This is a genomic window from Collinsella sp. CLA-AA-H302 (assembly GCF_040093305.1).
Taxonomy (GTDB): Bacteria; Actinomycetota; Coriobacteriia; order Coriobacteriales; family Coriobacteriaceae; genus Collinsella.
Genome location: NZ_JBBNJW010000011.1, coordinates 29,437 through 47,269 on the forward strand (window position 1 = coordinate 29,437; position 17,833 = coordinate 47,269).

The window sequence follows — 17,833 nt, forward strand, 5'->3', positions numbered from 1 at the left end:
GGGCTACGTCAGGCGCAGAGCATAGCCACCCTCGCGCACGTCGTCACAGTCCTCGCGCTCGATCTCGAGCTCAAGCGTATCGTCCCCGACGAGCTCTCCAGAGGTGACCGACCACTCAAAGACGGGGTCTTTCTCGCCGTAAATCTTGGAGGCGTTCTGAGCGGTGACCGTGATCGCACGCGGCGTAACCTCGAGCGTCACCTGGCCCTCGACCGTCGCACCGCCGATCATCACCTTATAGGCAACGTCCAGCGCGCCGGCGTCCTTGATCTCGGGAGCGGTGGTAGACCAGGTCTTGCCGTCGTCGGTGCTGTACTCGGCCGTCGCGCCCTCGGGCAGCGCCGAAGCATTGACCGTGTGATACGCACCGTCGTATTCGCCGGAGTAGCCGGAAATGGCAGCAGCCGGAATCTCCTCGGAGGCAAGGGCGTACCCGCAGACGACGCACTGACGGTGACCGAAGCCCTTCTCGGTCGCCGTGGGAGGCGTGTCGACAACCCACGTAAAGGTGTGTGCGGCCTCGTCAATCTTGCCGCCGCAAGTGCACTCGTGCCAGTGCGTATTGTCGTCGGAGATCCACGTATCGCTCACAGCCTCGTGCTTGCACACGCCCTCGACCGTCACCCTCACGTCGCCCTCGACGTCCTGGACGGTGAACTCGCCGCGTTCGTTGAGCGTCACGGCGTCTCCGTTGACCTTGACGGCATAGGTGAGGGAGTCGGCAAAGTAGCCGTCCTCGATGCTGATGGTGAGGGTGGCAGAGCCATGCCAGTCGAGCTCGGTCGCGTCAGCCGCGAGCTTATAGCCGACCTGTTCGGCGGGCAGCGCCACAGCGAGCTTGCGGCCCGTGGCAACCGTAACCTTGGTCGCGGCGGAGACTTCGTGGTTGTCATCGGCGCGGTAACGCACCTCGTACGCGCCCGCGGCAAGGCCGCTGAGCTCGGTCGCGTCTTCGGGCACAGCCTGATACTCGCCCGAGTCCTTGGCACGCCACTCCATGGTGGTGTCGACACCCGTAATCTTGCCGTCAGCCTTGGCACTGACGGTCTCGGCCACACCCTGGACCACCGGTGCGCCCTTGGGGGCCTTCTTGATGGAGAACTTGCACGTCAGGCCCGTTGCCGGCAGCTTGTAGTTGCCCGCGTCGTCGCCCGTCAGCTCGGTGATGGTCGCCGTATGCTTGCCGGCCTTGACCGCGCCGCCGTCGACGTACGCGGAGACGTCGTCATCGCCAATGACGTTGCCGAGCTCTGCCTCGGGACAATGCTTCTCGCCGTCGTAGGTGAACTCGGTGGTAGCGTCCCACTCCACGGTGAGCTCGCGCTGGTCGATGGTGAACTTGCCATCAACGAACGAAATCTCGTAGTTGGGGTTGGCGCCCTCGGACTGCGACGCCGTCACGACGTAGCCGCCCTTGCTCACGGTCTCGCCGGCCTTGCGGGAGACGGTGATGCCCTCAAGGGACTCGCCCTCGACGAGCTCACCCTTGGTGACCTCCGAGCCCAGAGCAGGGTCATCGTTACCGTACGTCTTGGAGGCATCGGACGCCGTCACAGTGACCTTGCGCGGCGTCACCACAAGCTTCGCCTCGCCCTCGATAGCGGCGCCGTCGACGATCGCACTGTACTTGAACGGCAGGGTGCCGACGTTCTTGATCTCGGGGACCGTGGCAGACCAAGTGACGCCACCGTCGATGCTGTACTGGACCGCCGTGCCCTCGGGCAAGGCCGAGACATCGGCAGTGTGGACCTTGCCGTCATACTCGCCGGAATAGCCGGCAACAGAGGCTGCCGGGATTACAACCTTATCGGAGGAGTTGTAGTCACAGACAGTGCAGTGCAAATGTTTGGATCCAGGCTTCTCGACCGTAGGCTTCTCGTCGATTACCCACTCGAAGGTATGCTCAGCAACGTCAATCCGCTCACCGCACGTGCAAACATGCCAGTGAGAAGAACCGTCGCTCTTCCAGCCGGTTCCATCGGGTTCGTGCTTGGCAATGCCCTCAACGGTGATCGCGGTGTCCTTCTCAACCTTAGAAAGCTGGTAAACACCCTGCTCACTGGGCTTGATGGTCTCGCCGTTTGCCTTAACAGCAAGACCCTTGGTCGCGTAATAGCCGTCCGCGACCGTAAGCTTAAGCGTCGCAGAACCGTGCCAGTCGAGCTCAGTCGCGTCAGCCGTGAGCGTGTAGCCCGTCTGCTCGGCCGGCAGCGTCACCTTGAGCTTAGGCCCAGCGGCGATCGTAACGGTAACGATCTCGGAGGCTTCATAATTCGTCGTCTTCCCGTAGCACAGGCGATATGAACCAGGCGCCAGATTCTCAAGCTTGTCGCCATCGACCAGATCACTTGCCTTGATGAACATCATCTGCTTGCTAGGCTTGCCCAGCATCATCGATGTATCAACGCCCTCAATCTTACCGTCGTGTTTACCACTCACGGTCTCCGCTGTCGCCTTTACATTGGGAGCACTGTCCCGTTTGGCCTTGGCGATAGCGTACGTGCATTCAATACCCGAGGGCTTGCGGTAATTAGAGAGAACCTTATCCTCACCGACGAGCCCAGTCACCCTCGCCGTATACGTGCCGGCATCTACCTTTGCGGCGTCAGTGACCTTGAGAGACACGTCGTCGCCGTTAACCAGATTGATTATCTCTGCCGTGGGGCCCTGTTCTTGGCCGTTGTAAACGTATTGACCAACATTCCACCTCACATCGATAGTGCGACGTGTGATGGTGAACTCGCCCGTCTCAAACGTAATGTCGTAATTAGCGTTGGCACCCTCTTCCTGAGAAGCCGTCACCTTGTACGTCTTATAACCGGTCAGGACATTCTCGCCCTCATCACGCTTGTACGTGATACCGGAAAGCGTATCGCCCTCCATAAGGGAACCAGCCGTCACGTTATAGGTGAAGTCGGGATCTGGATCGCCATACGTTTTAGATGCCGGGGCAGGAGCCACCGTAATCGGGCACGGCGTCACCTCGAGCGTCACCTGTCCCTTGATGTCGGATGCACCAGGGGTTGTCACCTTATAGTCGACCGTAGTCTTGCCGACGTTTTTGATTGTGGGGGCATCCGTTTTCCACGTGGCGCCACCGTCGATGCTGAACTGAGCCGTCGTGCCAGCCTTAAGGTCCACGCTCACGGCATGCTCATTGCCATCATACACGCCGACATAACCGCCGATGCACGCCGGAGGAATCTCCTCCTCGCGCAGGACATAGCCGCACGTGGAGCATTGATACCGCTTTAGACCGGGCTTCTCTGTGGTGGGAGCCTTAACTTCCTCCCAAGAGAAGACATGCGTGTCTTCGTTGAGCTTCTTGCCGCATCGACACACCTGCCAGTGAGCGCCATTCGAACCCTCGGTCTTATACCAAGTACCGTCAGCGGACGCGCAAGGACCCTCCGCAATTTCGAAGACGTTAGCCCCCGAAGCGTAATGGTTGTTGTCCGCTTTGAAGCGCACCTCATACTTCCCGGCAGACAGTCCATCGACCGAAGTTTTACCGGCACCGATGGACTCCCAGTATGTGTCCCCGTATTTTCTCCACTCATAGGTCTTATTCAAGTTGGAGAGCGACCCATCCTCGAGCAAATGCGCACTTTGGTCCTTGACCTTGACACCCGTGCCGTCGCTAGCGATATAACGCCAAGGAACAGACTGGCCGGCCGGCGTAATCTTGATTTCAACCGACCCACTCTTTGTCACATAGTCTTTCGCGGTGATGCGGTAATCGACCGTTACGGAGCAGATCTCGCCCTTACGGTTACGCTGAACGTCCGTATAGCTCTTCGCCTCCGTTGTCCAGCTGTCGCCCTCATCAAAGCTGTACTCGATCGTCATGTCGGCAGGAGCATTTGACACCGAAATGTTGACGCCGTGAGGCTGTCCGTCGTAGACGCCCTCGAATCCCTCTGCCGTCACGTTCTCAAACTGCGTACCTGTGATGGTCCAGTTTGCATATGCCGAACCCGTATAGTTACCCGTACCCTTGATATAGACCTGATAGTACGGGAAGTAGGAATTGGAGCTGGGAGGATCGATCGCGCTCACCGTGCTATACGACGGATCACTATCAATCTTGTAGTCGCCGCCCTTGACAAAGGATGACCAGCTTTGAGTGCTGTAGTTGTAAACCTCAACGGAAAAATTGGGCGTAATCGTCTTTCCCGTCCATGGGTACGCGCGAACTGCCTCACCATTAATCGTGGTGTCTGTTCCGCCGTCATTAAACTTGAACGTGAGTCCGCTGACATTGCGCAAATCGAGCGGCAAAATCTGGAACTCGCGGGTGAGCGTCAGGTCTTCTTCTTGGCCGCTGACCTTAACTTTGGACTCGATACGGTAAATTCCCGCATCGGTAGGAACTTTTTCCAGTGGCTCGCCCGCGTCGTCGCCCCACTTCGAAAGCTTGTAATACTGAGACCCGGAGATACGTACGCCTCCCGTCGAGACGATATCGTCTCGAGCATAGCCGTCCTTATTCGACATCGTCAGCGTTGGGGTGACTTCTCCACCGCTGTATGTAACGCCCAGCTTTCCCTTATCCGGCGTTGCCCCATCGATGCCCAGCTCGACGGCATAACCATTTTTGTAGTTGCAATCGCTCGGGCGCATCTTGCCGGAGCAGGTGACCTTCAGCTGATATGAGCTGTTGGAGGCGTTTTCCACCGACCACACATGCTTGTGCGGCAGGCGCGAGGCGTACACATATCCGTCGTCCGTCTTTCCAATGCCGACGCTCGGGTCGTCCGTCGTGACACGGGCGAGCAGGTCGCTCTTTTCGATGCGGCAGGTGCCAAGCTTCCACTGTGTGCCCGTATAGGAGCCCAACTGATCGTCCTTAAGCGACAGCTGGACCTTGCCTGCAAAGGATTCGGCAATGTTCAGTTTGCCGTAGTAATAAATCCCCGGCGTGTCGAGCGCAAGGCCTCGGGCGCCCTTCTCGCCGTTAGTTGTAATGGCCGTATTGCCAGCAAGCGTCACCGTTCCGCGGGCATACACAGTGTTTCGACGCGTGTTCGCATCGGAATGGTAGTACGTGCCCTCTGCATAAGTGTCGCTCACCTGCGTATTGTTGAGCGTGCATGTCGAATTTTTAGCCACCGCAATTGCGCTCGTCATAACCATATCTTGCGTATAGTTCGCAGCCGGAACCTGCGAGTCCATCGACTGAACGATACAGTTGTTGAGCGTGACATCCGAATTGTTGACGACAATATTGCCCGCATGTGTGTGCTCGTTTGTATCCTCAACCCCAAGGCTCTTACACCAGATCGACTCCTGCCTGTTGTTGTTAAACGTGCAGTTATTAAGCACGACCTTGGGACGGAACCCACGGCCCACAACGCTCAATGCGCCGGCGCAGTGGTCACGGTTGCCCTCGAAGGTACAGTTGTTAAAGGTTACGTCTAAACTCTTCCCGCTGTTCTGCGAACCGCGGATGGTGACCGGAGCAGGAGAGGCGGTGTATAGGTAAGTACTGTTCCCGTAGTCACAACTGCCCCCATAGCTCGCCGTTCCCGTTCTGCAATCCCAACCAATTACAGAGACGTCCTCGAATACGGCCGATTCGCCCCCGTCCATCGTGCCGTATAGCGCGATAGCGCGTTTGGAACTTTTTCCTGTAATGGTTCGCAGGTCGATGCCGCTCATCTTGAAGTTTAAGCTCCCACCGGCACGCCTCTTGTCGATAACAGAATCTGCGCCATACGTTTTATCCGGATTTGCATCGTCAGACAAGAAACTATGACCATTGCAGTCAAACTGAGTTTGAAAGGAACCGCCAGTGCCGATAAATTCGATGTAGCCGCCCTTGAGGACGAAGAGCTCGCCGCTAGTAGAGTCTCTCTTGTCGACTATCTGGCCACCGTATTTAGGTTTGTTGGAAAAGTAAACACGCGTCGGATCGTCCTTGGTGCCGCCCTCGACCTCATAGTGACCAAGGGTAATTTCACCGCCGATGACGTAGTCTTTTCCCGCCTCGAGCTTCACCGAGTAGGGATATAGGAGGCCATTAGGACTTCTCTGGGCCAGAATCGCGTCGCTTGGAATATCCGTCGTGGTCGCCGCCCCAGCCACCGCCGGCGTTGCCACGAGTGCGCATGCCACGGCGGCGATACCCAGCAGGCGCGTCAGCATGGCGCGCATTCCCGTATTCTTCTCCCTCATCGTGCAGCTCCCTTTATCCCTATGCTTCGCGATGCCTAGCATCGCTTGGCGCTGGTGGCTGGCGTGTTCCCCGGCCAGCCGTCAGCATGTATTGACATGTTTATCCACGGATTATTTTGTTGCTGCGCTTTCTAACGCCCCGCCGCTTGGCGCGAGTTGCACGCCGTGGGGCGCAAACGGCGCGCACCCCCGCGAGCGGTACGCACCCAATGTGGCAAAATCGAATTACTAAGGGGGCCGAATGCTCAAGATTATTGCCTGCGACGACGACGTCGCTTTTCTAGATAGACTGCACCGGATGATCGACCGTTGGTCGACCGAAACGAGCACGGCGGTCGATGTTGCGCTCGTCACGCACGGCGAGGACCTGCTGGCGCGCCACGCCGCGTCGCGCGCCGACATCATCCTGCTCGACATGATCATGCCGCTCGTCAACGGCATGGACACCGCACGCGAGCTGCGCCAGACCGATACCGCCGTACGCCTGGTGTTCCTTACCTCGTCGCCCGAGTTCGCTCTGGAGTCCTACGAGGTCCGCGCCTTCGACTATCTGCTCAAGCCCGTGTCTTACGAGCGCCTGGCGCAGTTACTCGACGAGCTTTCGAGCATGCGCCCGGCGGCAACCGACGAACTCGTCATCAAAACGTCCTTTGGCTACCACGCCCTGCGCCTGTCCGACATCGAATATGCCGAGGCGCGCAACAAGCACGTGGTCTTCCACCTGCGCGACGGACGCGATATCGAGGCACTCGAGTCGTTCCGCAGCGTCGAGGACCGTTTGGCGCAAAATACCACCTTCTTTAAATGCCACCGTAGCTACCAGGTCAACTTGCGCAACATCGACCACTTCGATCGCACGGACATCGTCATGCGCTCCGGCGCGTGCATTCCGCTGTCGCGCAGCAGCAAGCAGGGGTTCCAAGACGCCTACTTTGCGGTGCGCTTCGAAGGCAGGAGGAGCTGATGATCTCCTCGGTCGAAATAATCCTTTGGGCAATCCACCACGCCACAACGCTACTATTTGGCGTCTTTGCCTCGGCGGCGCTGTGCGGTATCGAAATCAATCGACGCCATGCACTCGAGTTGGTGGGGGTCGGAGCCGCAACCGGCGCTGCCTTCTCGATCGCCAATGTCGTAGGCGGAGAGCTTTTTGCCCGTCAGGCTTATCCGCTTGTCGTGCACCTGCCGCTTATCGTCTACCTGTGTGCGCGCTATCGTCTGAGCCCGCTGCTCGTTATGTTGGGAGTCACCAGTGCCTACCTGAGCTGCCAATTCAGCAACTGGATGGGCATCGCCGCGCTCGCCGCCACTGACTCGCAAATCGCGTACTACGTGGCGCGCATTATCACCACGGTCGCCGTCTTTGCGATCCTGCTGCATTGGGCCCGTGACATTGGACCCCGTCTGGCGGTCAAAAGCCCTACCGAGCTCGAGATTCTGCTCATCCTGCCGCTCGTCTATTACGTCTTTGACTATGCCACCAACGTCTACACCACGCTGTTCCACTCGGGCTCGGTGGTTACGGTTGAGTTTTTGGCCTTTGCGCTCTGCGCGTTCTACCTTATGTTTCTCGCCGTCTACCTGCGTGAATACGAAGAAAAGGAAACCGCCGAGCGAGAGCGTTGGATGCTCGAGACACGCGATAGCTCGGCCATGAAGGAACTCGATGCATGGCGCCAGTCCGGACGCGAGCTGTCGATTCTGCGCCACGACATGCGGCACTTCTTGCGCGGTCTGGCCGTCTTGATCGAAGAAGGCCAGACCGACGAGGCGCTCGATCGCATCGATACGCTATGCGAGGCCAACGACCGCACCGCCGTGCGCCGCTACAGCGCCAACGAGACCGTCAACATCGCGCTTTCGTCGTTTGGCTCGGACATCAGCAAGCGCGGCATTTCCGCCGACTTGCGCGCCGCCGTGCCCCAGAGCGTGCATGTGGCCGATGTCGACCTGTTCAGCGTGCTTTCGAATGCCCTGGAAAACGCCATTGCCGCGGCGAGCACCGCCCCCGAGGGCAAGCGCTTTGTCGATCTTGATCTGCGGTTTGAGGACGGGCAGCTGCTGCTTTCGGTTTCCAACACATTTGGACGGGCGCCGCACATGGTCGACGGCATGCCCGTGGCTCAGCACGCCGGTCACGGCTTTGGCACCAAGAGCATTAAGCTCGCCGTGGAGCGCATGAACGGCAACTGCCAGTTCCGCATTAACGGCGATCGGTTTGAGCTTCGCGCCGTGATGTAAGGGCGCGGGCGCGACGGATTTGCGTTTCGCGGGTACGGCTCGCCCGCTCGGGGTCGTTTGTCGACGCGGGCTCGCTACAGCGGCGCGGCCGCCGGAGTCAGCTGCTTGATGTAGGCCCACATGCGCTGCTTAGCGGCCTTGTCGGTGAGTGCCGCCTCAAAGCCGTCGAGCGCGAGCACGCGGCGGCCCTGCACATGGGCGACCAGGCCGGGCTTGAGCATGGCGGTGTCGAAGTCATCGATCGCCACGAGCATGTCGGCGTAGGTCTCGCGCATGGCGTCAGCCGCGTTGTTGTCGAGCAGTAGCACCGCCTCGGGATCCAAGGCCTCAAGCGCCTCGCGGAACAGCTCGCACGGCAGAGTCTCGCCCACCGCGACCGCTCCGTCGCCTGCGCCGGCGACGCTTGCCAGCACGCAAAAATCCTCGGGCGCGTAGCCGATGGCCCCAAGCGCTTTGCGCAACGCCGCGCCATCCGGGCCGGCGGCAAGCTCGCCACCCGAACGCTCGGCCTCGTCCAAATCGCCTTTGACCAGCACGATCGGCGAGCACGCGTTGCCCACGATGCGCACGCCACGGACCGCAAGCGATGTGAGCTCCTGCTCGGCCGCCTGGGCGATGGCTTCTTTTTTCTGGCTTTGTGACGTGGACATGCGCTCTCCAATCGTTTGCGTGCCAACCATTATATAAAAGAGCTGCCCGCGAGTGGTTGCTTTGCGGGCGGCTGGGTATAAGCACGGTCGTACTGAGTTTTACGCGGCCGAGCCGCGTCGCATTATGGAGGTCACCATGGCTGACATTAAGCAGATTACCCCCGAGAATTTCGATTCCGTCGTTAACGACAGCATGCCCGTACTGGTCGATTTTTGGGCGCCCTGGTGCGGGCCCTGCCGCTCGCTCTCGCCCATCGTGGACGAGGTTGCCGATGAGCTGGCCGGCAAGCTTGCCGTCGCCAAATGCAACGTCGACGACAACCAGGACCTGGCCATGAAGTTTGGCGTCATGAGCATCCCCACGCTGATTGTCTTTAAGAACGGCGAGGAGATTGACCGCTCGGTTGGCGCTCTACCCAAGGCGAGGCTGCAGGCGCTGCTGGAGAAGCACCTGTAATACGCTTGTTACATGTTGCCGTCTGCCTGCCGTCCATGAGCGCTTTTGCACCGCTCGCCGGACTTTTGGGTGCACCGCGTGCGACCACGGATAGTATGGTAGTCACAAACAGCCCCCAGTGAACGGGTGCGGGTCGCACAGACTCGCACCCGTTTTCTTATGCAGTGGCGCGCAGAGCGGGCGTAGTAAAATCTGAACCGCCGGATTACCGCCTACACAAGGAGATTTCCCATGCATGACGTCGGAATGAACATGAGCCAGCTTGCCATGAGCGTCAAACAGGTCGACGACACCATTGAGCTTGCTCACGAGTGGAGCCATCAGCTGCTGCATGCGACCGAGAACTTTGACATGGAGCGCATTGGCGCCAAACTCGAGGCCGCCATGTCTGCGCTGCACGAGGCACACGATGCGCTCGAGGGCTACGAGGAGGCCATCGAGGCAGATCACAACTCCGTCGGCTCCGTGAAGCTGGTGTAGGGTGTCCGAGCACGAGCGCTGCTGCGGGTACGAGCACGAGCATCCGCACGGGGCGGACGGTGACGCGGGCTGCCACTGTAGTGGCTCCGGCTCCGAGCTGGTCCGCTTTTCGGTTACCGCACCGGACGACCTGCTGCGCCGTTTTGACGAACAGATCGCGCGCCGCGGCGACGTGGCCAACCGCTCCGAGGCCGTGCGCGACCTGATTCGCGCCTCGATCGCCAAGGAGCAGATGCGCACGCCCAATGAGCACGTTATCGGATCGCTCACCATGATCTACGACCATCACACAGGCGACCTGACACGCCGCCTGGATGAGGTGCAGCACGACTACACCGACGAAATCGTATCGACGATGCACGTGCATCTGGATCACCACAACTGCTTGGAGATTCTGGCGCTCAAGGGTCGCGGCGAGCGCGTCTACGAACTAGCCGACCGACTGCTGGGCCTGCGCGGCGTTAAGCACGGCGAGCTCACGTGCGCTGCCACCAAGCAAAGCCTGGGGCTATAGCGGAACTTACCGCGGCGCACCTGCCAAAAAGGGACAGGTTTGTTTTGGCAGGTAACAACTGGGGCGTTGCGTTTTCCCAGATAAAACCTGCCAAAATAAACCTGTCCCTTTTTGGCAGGTTTTACTGAAGGAGGGTCGCATGCGGCATGTGCATATCCATGTAACGGGCATTGTGCAGGGCGTTGGCATGCGACCGTTTGTGTATCGCGAGGCCATGGCGCATGGCATTTGCGGATGGGTGCTCAATGCGGGCGACGGCGTGCATATCGAGGCGCACGCTCCGGCCGATGCGCTCGATGCTTTTGTTACCGCGCTTTCTGAGCATGCGCCCGCGGCAGCCCGCGTAGAGCATGTCGAGGTTGTGGACCTGGCAGCCAACGGTTGGGATGCCGCCAATGAAGAGGGTTTTCGCATCGTAGCATCGCAGGACCAGACCGCGCACACGACGCTCGTCTCGCCCGATATCGCCACCTGCGACGATTGCCTGCGCGAATTGTTCGATCCCGCCGACCGACGCTATCGCTACCCCTTTATCAACTGCACCAACTGCGGACCGCGCTTTACCATCATCCGGTCGCTGCCTTATGACCGAGCGGCCACGTCGATGGATTGTTTTCCCATGTGCCCCAAGTGCGCCGCGGAGTATGCCGACCCACTCGACCGGCGTTTTCACGCGCAGCCCGATGCCTGCTTTGATTGCGGGCCGCATATTACGTGGCGCGAGGCGGGCATGGGCGATGAGCCGGGCGAAGCCGCCGCGTCGCCGGCCGTCGGCACCACGTGCGAGACCAGCGACGCCATTATCGACCGCTGTGTTGAGCTGCTGGCCTGTGGCAGTATCGTCGCCATCAAGGGTCTGGGCGGATTTCACTTGGCATGCGACGCCTCCAACGAGCAGGCGGTAGCCGAGCTTCGCCGCCGCAAACGCCGCAGCAACAAGCCGCTTGCCGTTATGGTGCGCGACCTTGCCGACGTTGAACGCCTGTGCCATGTCAACGACATTGAACGCGGCTTACTGGCCGGCAGCATCCGCCCCATTGTGCTGCTGCGCCGACGTGCTGTTTGCGAGAGCGGCGGTTCCCCCAACGCCCTCGCGCTCGCGCTGTCCGTCGCGCGTGACCTTCCCGAGCTCGGTGTCATGCTCCCCTACACCCCGCTTCAGTATCTGTTGCTTGCCGCGGCAGAAGCCCGCGGTATGCACGCACTCATCATGACCAGCGGAAACCTGAGCGAAGAGCCCATCGAGACCGACGACGATCTTGCCTGGGAACACCTCGTTGCCGCCGGCATCGCCGACGCGTTGCTCGGCAACGACCGCGCGATCCTCTCGCGCTACGACGACTCCGTGGTGCGCGTGGTCAACGGCGCCATTATGTCCGTGCGCCGTGCCCGCGGATACGCTCCGCAGCCGTTACCGCTGCCGGCACTCGACGGCGCTCCGTCCTGCGTGCTCGCCTGCGGGCCACAACAAAAGGCTACGATTGCGCTTACACGTGAAGGGACGAACGGCGAGGCTACCTGTTTTGTATCGCAGCATATCGGCGATGTCGAAAACGGCGCGACCTTCGACGCTTGGAACGCCGCGCGCACGCGTCTGGAACATCTCTTTGACCTGACGCCTGCCGCCCTGGCATGCGATTTACACCCCAGCTATCTATCGAGCCAGTGGGCGCACGAGCAGGCACGGGAGCACAATCTGCCGCTCGTCGAGGTGCAGCACCATCATGCGCATATCGCGAGCGTAATGGCCGAGGCCATCGCCGCGGGCCAGCTTACAACCGACGCGTGTGTCCTTGGCATCGCCTTTGACGGCACCGGTGCCGGCACCGATGGCACCATATGGGGCGGCGAGTTTCTTGTCGCTGGCCTTGCTGACTTTGAGCGCGCAGCGCATCTGCGCACTTGGGCCCTACCCGGTGGCGTAGCGTCCGTACGCGACGCCCGACGCAACGCCTTTGCCCTGCTCAGTGAGCTCGGCCTGCTCGAGCACCCAGGTGCCGCTCGGCTTTTGGACAGCCTCGACGAGCAAACGCGCCGCGTGACAGCCACCATGATCGAGCGCGGCATCAACAGCCCGCGTACCAGCAGCATGGGGCGTCTCTTTGATGCCGCGGCAGCGATTCTGGGCATCTGCGACAAGGCAACCTACGAGGGCGAACCCGCCATAGAACTCGAAGCCGCCGCCTGGCGCGCGCTTGCCGGCGAAATCAGCCGTTTCGCCGGCAATCAGGTGGGCGTATCCGCATCCGTCTCAACGTCGCTGGACAGTTTGTTCAGATACGTATTAACTACTAACCCCCTGTCTGGCATTTTTTCCTCAACTTTGGCCAAAAAAGGCTCTCCAGACACCCTATTTGCGGCAAGCGTGCCCGGCACAGGCCCCAAATCGACCCATTTGGAATCCTCACAGACGACTTTTGCCACCCAGAGCCACTCTGAAAAATACAAATCTGAACTAACTGTCCAGGCGACCTCGAACAACCCCCTCGTTCTGGACCAAAAACCGCTTTTTGAGGCACTGTTGAGCAGAATCGAGAACGGAGAATCCGCCGACCGGCTCGCCCTCGGGTTTCACATCGCCATTACGCACGCTACGACCCACATCGCGTGCGAGATCTGTGATCGCGAAGGCATCGATACCGTCGCGCTCTCGGGCGGTGTGTTCATGAACCGGCTTTTGCTTCAGCTCCTTACCCACGAACTCAAAGACGCCGGTCTTGCCGTCTTGATCCCCCACGCCGTGCCCGTTAACGACGGCTGCATCGCCTACGGTCAGGCCGCCATCGCTCGCGCTCGCCTCGCGTAGACAGCATTGCGATAGGCTGTTTTGCCAGCCTGCGCGCCGCCGTCTCACAGGTGTAACGCGTTTGCTCGTGACTCCCGCGAGCGCTACCATCATCTGATGGGTAATTAGGCGCCTATCCAGCGCAAAACGTATAAAAGGGGAACATTATGTGCCTTGCCGTTCCCGGTAAAGTGGTCAAACGCGACGACGACCTTAAGGCGACCGTCGACATGATGGGCATCGAGCGCCCCGTTTCGCTGCGCCTCGTGCCGACGGCACAGGTAGGCGACTATATTCTCGTGCACGCCGGCTTTGGCATTCAGATTGTCGACGAGCAGGAGGCCCAAGAGACACTCGAGCTCGTCAATACCATGACCGAGCTGGCCGAAGAGGACCAGCTCGCCACCAACCCGGCCGAGGCATACTAGTGGCGGCGGCACAGCCGGTTCGCTCCGGTATCGACTTTTCGGCATTTCGCGACCCCAAGCTGGCTCGTGAGCTCATCGATCGTATTCATGAGCTTGTCGGCAACCGCAGCATCAACCTTATGGAAGTCTGCGGTACGCATACCGTGAGCATTGGCCGCTATGGCTTTCGCTCCATTATGCCGACGGGACTCAGACTGCTAAGTGGCCCGGGATGCCCCGTTTGCGTCACCGCCAACCGCGACATCGATCACGCAATCGCGCTCGCCAAGATGGACGGCGCCATCATCACCACCTTTGGCGACATGATGCGCGTGCCCGGATCGTCCACCTCGCTTGCCGCGCAAAAGGCGGCGGGGCGCGACATCCGCATCGTTTACTCTCCGCTCGACGCACTCGACATTGCCGAGCAAAATCCCGAACGCCCGGTCATCTTTATGGGCGTCGGCTTTGAGACCACAACGCCCACCATTGCCGCCGCTATCCTGGAGGCCGACGCGCGCGGGCTCCAGAACTTCTCGGTCTACTGTGCTCACAAGACCACGCCGCCAGCGTTGCGCGCCATCGCCAACGACCCCGAGACGACCATCGACGGCTTTATCCTGCCTGGTCACGTCGCTACCATCACGGGCCTGGCACCCTTTAGGTTTTTGGTCGATGAGTTCGAGACCCCCGGCGTAGTCACCGGGTTTGAGCCGGTCGATATCTTGCAGGGCATCTGCATGCTGGTCCAGATGGTTGTCGAGCACAGGCCCGCAATCGACAACGCCTACCGGCGTGGCGTCAATGCAGACGGCAATCCCGTAGCGCGCCAGCTGGTCGAGCAGGTATTTGAGCCGTGCGACACCACGTGGCGCGGACTGGGACCGATTGCCAACTCGGGTCTTTCCATCCGGCCCGAATTCGCGAGCTTTGATGCCGGTGCCCGCTTTGACGTACCCATTGAACCGACGGTCGAACCACGCGGGTGCCGCTGCGGCGACGTGCTGCGCGGTGCCATCACGCCGAGCGACTGCCCGCTGTTCGGCCACGCATGTACGCCCGAACACCCCGTCGGACCGTGCATGGTGAGCTCTGAGGGCAGCTGCGCGGCGTACTTTAGATACCGCGACTAACCCGGACGCACCCGCACGCTGACACCACCCACGATTGGAGTTTTCGATATGTCCCGTACTGCCACCGATAGCACTGTCCTGTTGGGCCACGGCTCTGGCGGTCAGATGATGAAACGCATCATTGATGAGGTCTTTTTGGATGCCTTTGGGTCGCCCGAGCTGCTCGAGGGCAACGATGCCGGCGTCGCCGCGCTGCCCGCGAGCGGGCGCATCGCCATGTCGACCGACAGCTTTGTGGTCTCGCCGCAGTTCTTCCCCGGTGGCAACATCGGACGTCTCGCCGTGTGCGGAACCGTCAACGACGTCGCGACCTCGGGCGCCAACGTGCGCTACCTGTCGTGCGGCTTTATCCTCGAAGAGGGCTATCCCATGGATAAGCTCCGCCAAATTGTGCAGACGATGGCCGAAACGGCACGCGAGGCAGGCGTGTCCATCATCACGGGCGACACCAAGGTGGTCGAGCGCGGCGGGGCCGACGGCGTCTACATCAATACCGCCGGCGTGGGCGAGGTGCCCGAGGGCGTGGCGCTCAGTGGCGCCAACTGCCAGCCTGGCGATGTCATCCTGGTGTCGGGTACACTCGGCGACCACGGTATCGCCATCATGAGTCAGCGCGAGGGTCTGGCGTTTTCGAGCACCATCGAAAGCGACGCCGCGCCGCTCAACCACCTGATTGCCGATGTGCTTGCCGCAGCACCCGACACACGCTGCTTCCGCGACCCCACGCGCGGTGGCCTGGCGTCCACGCTCAACGAGTTTGCGCAGGCCAGCGGCGTTGCCATGGAGGTCGACGAGGATGCCGCGCCCGTGCGCCCCGACGTGCAGGCAGCCTGCGAGATGCTCGGCTACGATGTGTTGCAGGTGGCAAACGAGGGCAAAATGGTCGCCGTGGTGCCGGCTGAGCAGGCCGATGCCGCGCTGGCGGCCATGCGCACCGCTCGCTACGGCGAGAACGCCGCCATTATCGGCCGCGTGCTGCCGCTTGCCGAGGGCGCCCGCCCCGCCGTGCGCGTACGCACCGGCTGGGGCTCGACCCGTATCCTCGACATGCTCGTGGGAGAGCAGCTTCCGAGGATTTGCTAACGACAAAGGCTCAGGGCTATTAAAGATATTCAGATTCCAAACATGCCCGGCACGCATGCCCAGTATCATGGGGTGCGTTTTACAACTCAAGCGGCAGGAGCACCCATGGCAGCAGCTTTTTCCCATGTGATTTTTGACCTCGACGGCACCATTCTCAACACGCTCGAGGACCTGGCGGCCGCCGGCAACCATACCTGCGAGATGCACGGCTGGCCCACGTTTGCCGTAGACGAGTACCGCTACAAGGTGGGAAACGGCATGCTCAAGCTGGTCGAACGCTTTATGCCTGCCGAGTATGCGGGCGACGGTCGCATGTTTGAGCAGACGCTTGCCGAGTTTAGGGCCTATTACGGCGAGCACAAGGAGGACCACACCGCCCCCTATGCCGGTACGATCGAGATGCTCGACCGCCTGCGCGCCGCGGGCGTGCAGCTTGCCGTGCTCACCAACAAGGACCATGTTTCGGCCGCTCCGCTTATCGAAAAATACTTTGGTTCCGAGCGATTTGCGCTGGTGCAGGGCCGCATCGATGCGTTTCCTCCCAAGCCCGAAGCGCCCGTCACTCTGCATGTGATGGAAGAGCTAGGCGCCGATCCAGCAACCACACTCTATGTGGGCGATTCCAATGTCGATGTTCTGACCGGTCGCAATGCCGGCCTTAAGAGCGCGGGCGTCAGCTGGGGCTTCCGCGGCCGCACAGAGCTGGAAGCCGCCGGCGCCGACTACGTGGTGGACACGCAGGACGAACTCGCGGCGCTGATCCTGGGCGAGTAGCGAGCGACACTGCTTAACGCAGCTGCGACAATTCTTCCGCGCGGAAAGCGCATCCCGTTTTGAAGCTCCGGAATGGGATGCGCTTTCCGTTTGAGGCGCATCAGGGAAACCGCATCCCGTTTCGGAGCATTATTCCGGGTCGCGCTTTCCGCAACCCAACCCATCCGGAAACCGCGACCCGGAATTCGGCCAAAAACCGGGCCGCATTTTCCCGACCACCCGATGCAACGCCAATGCACCAACCGCGCCCAAGGAGTGTCCCCAACTGCCGGCAGAAAAGGAACGTCCCCAGCTGCCGCCTTCGGCAGCGATGGCAACGCCACAGGTACAAGCGCCACTTTAAGCCAGCCAAGGGGACGACGTTGTTTTGGCAACGACAGCGAAAGCCCGCCAGAGCGAGCAAGGTGCCTTGAAACGAGGCGGCATTGACCTTCTGGTCATGCCGTCCTCTTTGAATGACAAGTTGTCGCTCTGGTGCCCGCGCAGCGTCGAGCAGTTGCGGCGTTTGGTAAAACGCCGCAACAAACTAGCTCAGCATTGCATCCATCATCTCGGAGTTGACGGAGTCATCGGCAGACCACTCGCCGTCGTCGTTGCAGGTGTACTTGAAGATAACCGTGGTCTTCCTGGGCTCGGTGGCCTTGGTCACATCGACCATAACCTGACCGGCCATCTTGTACAGCTCGTCATCGGAAGGAACCGTGTCAAGCGCAGCGACCTTCTCCTGATACTGAGTGGAGAAGTCCTCGACGATCTTGTTCATAGACTTGCAGGTGATGGAGACCTCGGCGGTCGCGACACCCTTGTCCTCGTCGACCGTCACGTCGCCGATCTTGTAATCAAAGCCCTCGAGATAGGTCTTGGCATACTCCTTGGGATCGATACCCAGCTGCTCGAACTCGTCGCCCGAAGCCTCCTCCAGACCAGAAAGGAACTCGTCGCCACCGTTCTTGACCTCGTCAAACTGAGTCGTAAGATCCTCGGTGATGAGTTCCTCGACCGAAGGGCCTCCACAACCGGAAAGCACGACCACGCATGCAACCAAGACGGCCATGAGGGGCGCAAGCAGCAGCTTCTTTTTCATGTTGTTCCTCCCAATGAGCGGCACCGCGCTTCCCAGACGCGGCGCACG

At 60.5% G+C, this 17,833-nt stretch carries 13 protein-coding genes; 10 read left to right on the plus strand and 3 right to left on the minus strand.

Features of this window, described 5'->3' with window-relative positions; all coding sequences use genetic code 11:
- Positions 1–3: 3 nt before the first annotated feature.
- Positions 4–6,177, minus strand: coding sequence for an MBG domain-containing protein (locus tag AAAV21_RS08465; protein ID WP_349108839.1), 6,174 nt, complete (start codon positions 6,175–6,177; stop codon positions 4–6).
- Between the two features lie 241 nt (positions 6,178–6,418).
- Here AAAV21_RS08465 and AAAV21_RS08470 point away from each other — a divergent pair, with 241 nt between their 5' ends.
- Together AAAV21_RS08470 and AAAV21_RS08475 are read left to right on the plus strand one after the other, a co-directional pair.
- Positions 6,419–7,141, plus strand: a complete 723-nt coding sequence (locus AAAV21_RS08470) for a LytTR family DNA-binding domain-containing protein (protein WP_349108841.1) — start codon at positions 6,419–6,421, stop codon at positions 7,139–7,141.
- Positions 7,141–8,418: an ATP-binding protein gene (locus AAAV21_RS08475; protein ID WP_349108844.1), complete on the plus strand. Its 1,278-nt coding sequence runs from the start codon at positions 7,141–7,143 to the stop codon at positions 8,416–8,418. Before AAAV21_RS08470 ends, AAAV21_RS08475 begins: the two co-directional genes overlap by 1 nt.
- Positions 8,419–8,492: 74 nt before the next feature.
- Here the strand turns inward: AAAV21_RS08475 and AAAV21_RS08480 are convergent, their stop codons facing one another.
- Positions 8,493–9,068, minus strand: a complete 576-nt coding sequence (locus AAAV21_RS08480) for a hypothetical protein (RefSeq protein WP_118377079.1) — start codon at positions 9,066–9,068, stop codon at positions 8,493–8,495.
- Between the two features lie 136 nt (positions 9,069–9,204).
- Between AAAV21_RS08480 and trxA the strand changes: the two genes are divergently transcribed.
- The 8 genes from trxA (at position 9,205) to AAAV21_RS08520 (ending at position 16,701) form a co-directional block, all read left to right on the plus strand.
- The gene (trxA, locus tag AAAV21_RS08485) at positions 9,205–9,525 is read left to right on the plus strand and encodes a thioredoxin (protein WP_349108847.1); all 321 of its coding nucleotides are present in this window, start codon (positions 9,205–9,207) and stop codon (positions 9,523–9,525) included.
- Positions 9,526–9,756: 231 nt separating this feature from the next.
- The gene (locus AAAV21_RS08490; protein WP_117564540.1) at positions 9,757–10,005 is read left to right on the plus strand and encodes a hypothetical protein; all 249 of its coding nucleotides are present in this window, start codon (positions 9,757–9,759) and stop codon (positions 10,003–10,005) included.
- 1 nt (position 10,006) lies between these two features.
- Positions 10,007–10,519, plus strand: coding sequence for a nickel-responsive transcriptional regulator NikR (nikR, locus tag AAAV21_RS08495; RefSeq protein WP_349108850.1), 513 nt, complete (start codon positions 10,007–10,009; stop codon positions 10,517–10,519).
- A 139-nt stretch (positions 10,520–10,658) separates the two neighbouring features.
- On the plus strand, positions 10,659–13,325 hold the full coding sequence (gene hypF / locus AAAV21_RS08500; protein ID WP_349108852.1) for a carbamoyltransferase HypF: 2,667 nt from the start codon (positions 10,659–10,661) through the stop codon (positions 13,323–13,325).
- A 146-nt stretch (positions 13,326–13,471) separates the two neighbouring features.
- The gene (locus tag AAAV21_RS08505) at positions 13,472–13,732 is read left to right on the plus strand and encodes a HypC/HybG/HupF family hydrogenase formation chaperone (protein ID WP_055250830.1); all 261 of its coding nucleotides are present in this window, start codon (positions 13,472–13,474) and stop codon (positions 13,730–13,732) included.
- Complete coding sequence (gene hypD / locus AAAV21_RS08510; RefSeq protein WP_349108855.1) at positions 13,732–14,844, plus strand: hydrogenase formation protein HypD; 1,113 nt, start codon at positions 13,732–13,734, stop codon at positions 14,842–14,844. The genes AAAV21_RS08505 and hypD overlap by 1 nt, the downstream gene beginning before the upstream one ends.
- Positions 14,845–14,892: 48 nt before the next feature.
- Positions 14,893–15,927 carry a hydrogenase expression/formation protein HypE gene (hypE, locus tag AAAV21_RS08515; protein ID WP_349108858.1) on the plus strand — a complete coding sequence of 345 codons (1,035 nt, stop codon included), beginning with the start codon at positions 14,893–14,895 and terminating at the stop codon, positions 15,925–15,927.
- Between the two features lie 105 nt (positions 15,928–16,032).
- The gene (locus tag AAAV21_RS08520) at positions 16,033–16,701 is read left to right on the plus strand and encodes an HAD-IA family hydrolase (RefSeq protein ID WP_349108860.1); all 669 of its coding nucleotides are present in this window, start codon (positions 16,033–16,035) and stop codon (positions 16,699–16,701) included.
- 526 nt (positions 16,702–17,227) lie between these two features.
- On the opposite strand, the gene AAAV21_RS08525 is transcribed toward AAAV21_RS08520, so the two are convergent.
- Complete coding sequence (locus AAAV21_RS08525) at positions 17,228–17,785, minus strand: hypothetical protein (RefSeq protein WP_124785751.1); 558 nt, start codon at positions 17,783–17,785, stop codon at positions 17,228–17,230.
- Between the last annotated feature and the right edge of the window lie 48 nt (positions 17,786–17,833).